The sequence below is a fragment of the Streptomyces sp. NPDC003247 genome (assembly GCF_042888135.1).
In the GTDB taxonomy this organism is placed as follows: Bacteria; Actinomycetota; Actinomycetes; order Streptomycetales; family Streptomycetaceae; genus Streptomyces.
Window position 1 is genome coordinate 1 of the sequence record NZ_JBIAPF010000034.1, and the last position, 5,018, is coordinate 5,018.

A 5,018-nucleotide genomic window follows, 5' to 3' on the forward strand; every position below is an offset into this window, starting at 1 on the left:
ACAACGCACGCACCACCGCCAGCCCGATCCCCCGACCCGCGGCCGTCACCACCACCGACTTCCCCGCATACTCCAGATCCACGACCCATACCTCCCGTGTAGTGCGACGCAATTCGCCGAATTGAAGACAGAGATTAATCGGGTGTGCACATCTGTCGTCAATCGACGGCTCACACCGCCCGAACTCGCGCCGCGGTGTAGGCCCTGACGTGGGTTTTCCTGTTTCTTGTGCGGCGGGAATCGGGCGGTAACGGACCGCTCTCCGGCTGACCGGAGGCTGCGATTACCGGGTCGTGACCCGCGTCTGTTTAGTCTTTACGCGAATGTGATCCGCTGAATTCGAGGCGTTGTCCTCGTTGGGGGATATTAGCGATGCAGGCACAGTCGGGCAGCGAATTCCGGGGCGAGAGAACAGCGGTCGTCGGCCTGTCCTGCCGGCTTCCGGGCGCGGCCGCCCCCGGGGCTTTCTGGCGCCTTCTGCGCACGGGCGGGACCGCGGTCCGGGAGGGGCGGGGCGGGCACCTGGAGGGTGTCGACCTGTTCGACGCCGAGTTCTTCGGCATGTCCCCGAGCGAGGCCGCCGCCGTCGATCCGCGGCAGCGGCTGGTGCTGGAACTCGTCTGGGAGGCCCTGGAGGACGCGGCCGTCCGGCCGGACGCGCTGCGCGGCAGCCGGACGGGCGTCTTCGTCGGCGCCTCCCGGGACGACTACGCCGCTCTCGTCGCCCGCGGCGGCGGCGAGGCCGACGGCGCCCGCCTCGACCGGGGCATGCTCGCCAACCGTGTCTCCCGCACCCTGGGCCTCACCGGTCCGAGCCTCACCGTGGACACCGCCCAGTCCTCCTCGCTGGTCGCCCTGCACCTGGCCTGCGAGAGCCTGCACAGCGGTGAGTCCACCGCGGCCGTCGTCGCCGGAGTGCACCTCGATCTCCTCGCCGGGCAGGTGCCCGGCGCCCGGACCGACGGCTCCACGGGCGGCGTGGGCGCCGAGGGTGCCGCCGCCGTCGTCGTCCTCAAACCGCTCGACCGGGCCCTCGCGGACGGTGACCGGATCCACGGCGTGATCGGCGGCAGCGCGGTCCGTCACGACGGCGCCGTCGACGGGTCCGCCGTGCCGTCCACCCGGGCGCAGGAGGAGGTTCTGCGCGTCGCCTGCGAGCGGGCCGGCGTCCCGGTGGAGGCGCTCCAGTACCTGGAACTGCACGGGACGGGCGCACCCAGCGACGACCCGGTCGAGGCCGCGGCGCTCGGCGCCGTGATCGGCGGCGACGGCGCCCGTGTCGGCGGCGGTCGTGATGGTGACGGCCGTGACGGCGGCGGCTGTGACGGGGTCGGCCCTGACGGGGGCGGCTGGCCGGCCGTGGGTTCGGTGCGGACGGACCTGGGGCGCCTGGAGAGCGCGGCGGGCGTCGTCGGCGTCCTCAAGGTGCTGCTGAGCATGCGCCACCGCGCCCTCCCGCCGACCCCTGGACGACCTGGCCCCGCCGACGGGCGGGTCGCGCCGGAGACCCGGGTGGCGCTGGGGTACCCGGAGACCTCGGAGACCCCAGTGGCCTCGGAGACTGCGGAGGCCCCGGAGACCCCGGAGGCCGCGAAGACCGCGAAGACCGCGAAGATCACGGGGTCCCCGGCGACCCCGCAGTCCCCGGTGCCGGACCGGCTCGAGTCCTGGCCCTTCCCCGACCGCCCCCTGGTGGCCGGGGTGAGCTCGCTCGGCGCGGGCGGGACCAACTGCCACGTCGTCGTCGAGGAGGCCCCGCCCACCCCCGAGACCGCGGGGAACGCGGGTGCCGCGGGTGCCGCGGGTGCCGCGGGTGCCGCGGGTGACGCGGACGAGGGTCTCCCGACGGTCGCCTGGGTGGTGTCGGCCCGCACGCCCGACGCGCTCCGCGGGCAGGCGGCGGCCCTGCTCGCGCATGCGGAGAGCCGGCCCGACCTGTCGCCGCGGGACATCGGCTGGTCGCTGGTGACCGGGCGCACCGAGTTCGCCCACCGCGCGGTCGCGCTCGGCGGCGAGCGTGCCGAACTGCTCGCCGCGCTCCGGGAGGTGGCCGAGGGCCACGCCCTGGTGGGGCCCGTCCTGCGGCCGGACGACCGCCGCGTGGTCTTCGTCGTGCCCGGCGACGGCGACGGTACCGGCGAGCGGTGGACGGAGACGGCGACCCGCCTCCACGGCGCCTCACCGGTTTTCGCCGCGCACGTGGCGGAATGCGCGCGCGTCCTGGCCGAGTTCGTCGACTGGGACCTGGACGCCGTGGTGCGCGGCGCCGAGAAGGTGCCCGAGGACGGCCTGTCGCGGGCGGCGGCGCCGCTGGCGTTCGCCCTGACGGTGGCGCTGGCCGAGACCTGGCGCTCCTTCGGCGTGACGCCCGACGCGGTGGTGGGTCTGGCCGGCGGCGGACCGGCGGCCGCCTGCGTCGCCGGACTCCTCTCCCTCCGGGACGCCGCCCACGCGGTGGTGTCCGGAACGTGGGAACCCGCCGGAGTGGAGCCGCGGCCGGATGCCCTGCCGTGCCATCTGGCGGGCGACGAGGGCCTCCCGGGCGCGCTGCACTCCGTGCTGGCCGACGGCGACGCCGTCTTCGTGGAGGTCTCGGGCCATCCCGTGCTGGCGGCGGAGCTGCTGCGCACGGCCGAGGAACTCGACCGGTCCTGCGCCGTCGTGGGGTCGCTGCGCCGGGGCGACGACCGGCGCCGGTTCATGACGTCACTGGCCGAGGCGTACGTCCAGGGACTCCCGGTCGACTGGCGGCGGCTGTTCGACGGCAGCGGCGCGCGCCGTGTGGACCTGCCGACGTACGCGTTCCGCCGCCGCAGCCACTGGCTGCCGGAACCGCCCCGCCGCACGGAACCGGGCCCCGCCGAGCAGCCCCTCCCGGTCGGCACCCCCGTTCCGGCGGGCCCGCGCCGGCCCCGCCGGAACAGCAGGGAGCTGGCGCGGCTGGTCCTCACCCACGCGGCGGCCGCGCTGGAGGACGAGCGGCTCGGCCCCGCCGACCTGGGCCGGGCCTTCAAGGACCTCGGCCTGGAGTCGCAGGCCGCGCTCGAGGTGCGCAACCGCCTCGCCGAGGCCACCGGTCTGCGCCTGCCCGCCTCGCTGCTGTACGACCACCCCACCCCCGAGGCGGTGGCACACTACATCGAGGCCGCTCAGGCCGAGGCGGCCGGGCAGCCCGAAGAAGAACCGGCACCCACGACCGCGGCGGCCGACGACGCCGCGCGCCACGAACCGGCCACGGGGCACGAACCGGCCACGGGGCACGAACCGGCCGCCGGCCACGAACCGATCGCCATCGTCGGCATGGCGTGCCGGTACCCGGGAGGCGTCTCCTCGCCCGACGACCTGTGGCGGGTCGTCGCCGAGGGCCGCGACGTCATCTCCGCCTTCCCCGCGGACCGGGGCTGGAGCGACGGCCTGTACGACCCGGACCCCGAGCGGCCGGGACGCACCTATGTGCGCCACGGCGGATTCCTGCGGGGCGTCGGCGAGTTCGACGCTGCCTTCTTCGGCATCTCCCCGCGGGACGCGCTGGCCATGGACCCGCAGCAGCGACTGCTGCTGGAGACCGCCTGGGAGGCCGTGGAACGCGCCGGGCTCGACCCGAGGTCCCTGCGGGGCAGCCGCACCGGCGTCTTCGTCGGCGCGATGGCCCCCGACTACGGCCCCCGTATGCACGAGGCCTCCCGGGACGTCGAGGGACATGTGCTCACCGGCAGCACGGCCAGCGTCATGTCCGGCCGCGTGGCCTACCAGCTCGGCCTGAACGGGCCGGCCGTCACCCTCGACACGGCCTGCTCGTCGTCCCTCGTCGCGCTGCACACCGCGGTGCGCTCCCTGCGTTCCGGGGAGTCCACGCTCGCCCTGGTCGGCGGCGTGACGGTGATGGCCACGCCCGGCATGTTCCTGGAGTTCTCCCGGCAGCGCGGGCTGGCCCCCGACGGCCGGTGCAAGCCCTTCGCGGCCGCCGCGGACGGCACCGCCTGGGCCGAGGGCGCGGGCATGCTCGTGGTGGAGCGGCTCTCCGACGCCCGCCGCCACGGACACCGGGTGCTCGCCGTCGTCCGCGGTACGGCCGTCAACCAGGACGGTGCCTCCAACGGGCTCACCGCCCCCAACGGCACCGCCCAGCGACGCGTCATCCGCGAGGCCCTGGCCGACGCCCGGCTCGCTCCGGCCGACGTGGACGTCGTCGAGGCCCACGGCACCGGCACCCGCCTCGGCGACCCCATCGAGGCCGAGGCGATCATCGCGACGTACGGCAGCGACCGCGAGGGCCGCCGTCCGCTGTACCTGGGGTCCCTGAAGTCCAACATCGGGCACAGCCAGGCCGCCGCGGGCGTCGGCGGCGTGATCAAAATGGTCCAGGCGATGCGGCACGGCGTGCTGCCCAGGACGCTCGGCGTCGACGCGCCCACCCCGCACGTCGACTGGAGCGCCGGCACGGTGGAGCTCCTCACGGACGAACGGCCCTGGCCGCACGCCGGGGACCGCCCCGGCCGCGCCGCCGTCTCCTCCTTCGGCATCAGCGGCACCAACGCACACGTCGTGCTGGAGGAGGCGCCCGCGACCGAGGCCCCGGCCGCCGAGCCCGTGCCGGATGGTCCGGCGGTGCTGCCGTGGGTGGTGTCGGGGCGTTCGGCGGACGCCGTACGGGCCCAGGCCCGCCGCCTGCACGACTTCGTCGTGGAACACCCGCGGGTGCGTCCGGCCGACGTCGGTCTCTCGCTGGCCACGACGCGAACGGCGTTCGAACACCGGGCCGTGGCCGTCGCCGGGGACAGGGACGGGCTGCTGGAGCAGCTCGCCGCCCTGGCCTCCGGTTCCGCGGGCCCCGAGCTGATCACCGGCCACGCACCCGGCGGCCCCGCGGGCCTCGCCTTCGTGTTCACGGGGCAGGGGGCGCAGCGGTGGGGGATGGGGCGGGAGTTGTACGGGTCGGTGCCGGAGTTCGCGGCGGTGTTCGACGAGGTGTGTGGGCAGGTGGATGCGGGGTTGGAGCGGCCGTTGAGGGAGGTGGT

Annotated in this window: 1 protein-coding gene; it reads left to right on the forward strand. The window is 75.5% G+C overall.

Annotated features, from left to right (window positions below):
• Positions 1-372: 372 nt before the first annotated feature.
• Positions 373-5,018: beta-ketoacyl synthase N-terminal-like domain-containing protein (locus tag ACFYWQ_RS43555; protein WP_389526434.1), on the forward strand; the 4,646-nt coding region annotated here is incomplete at its 3' end.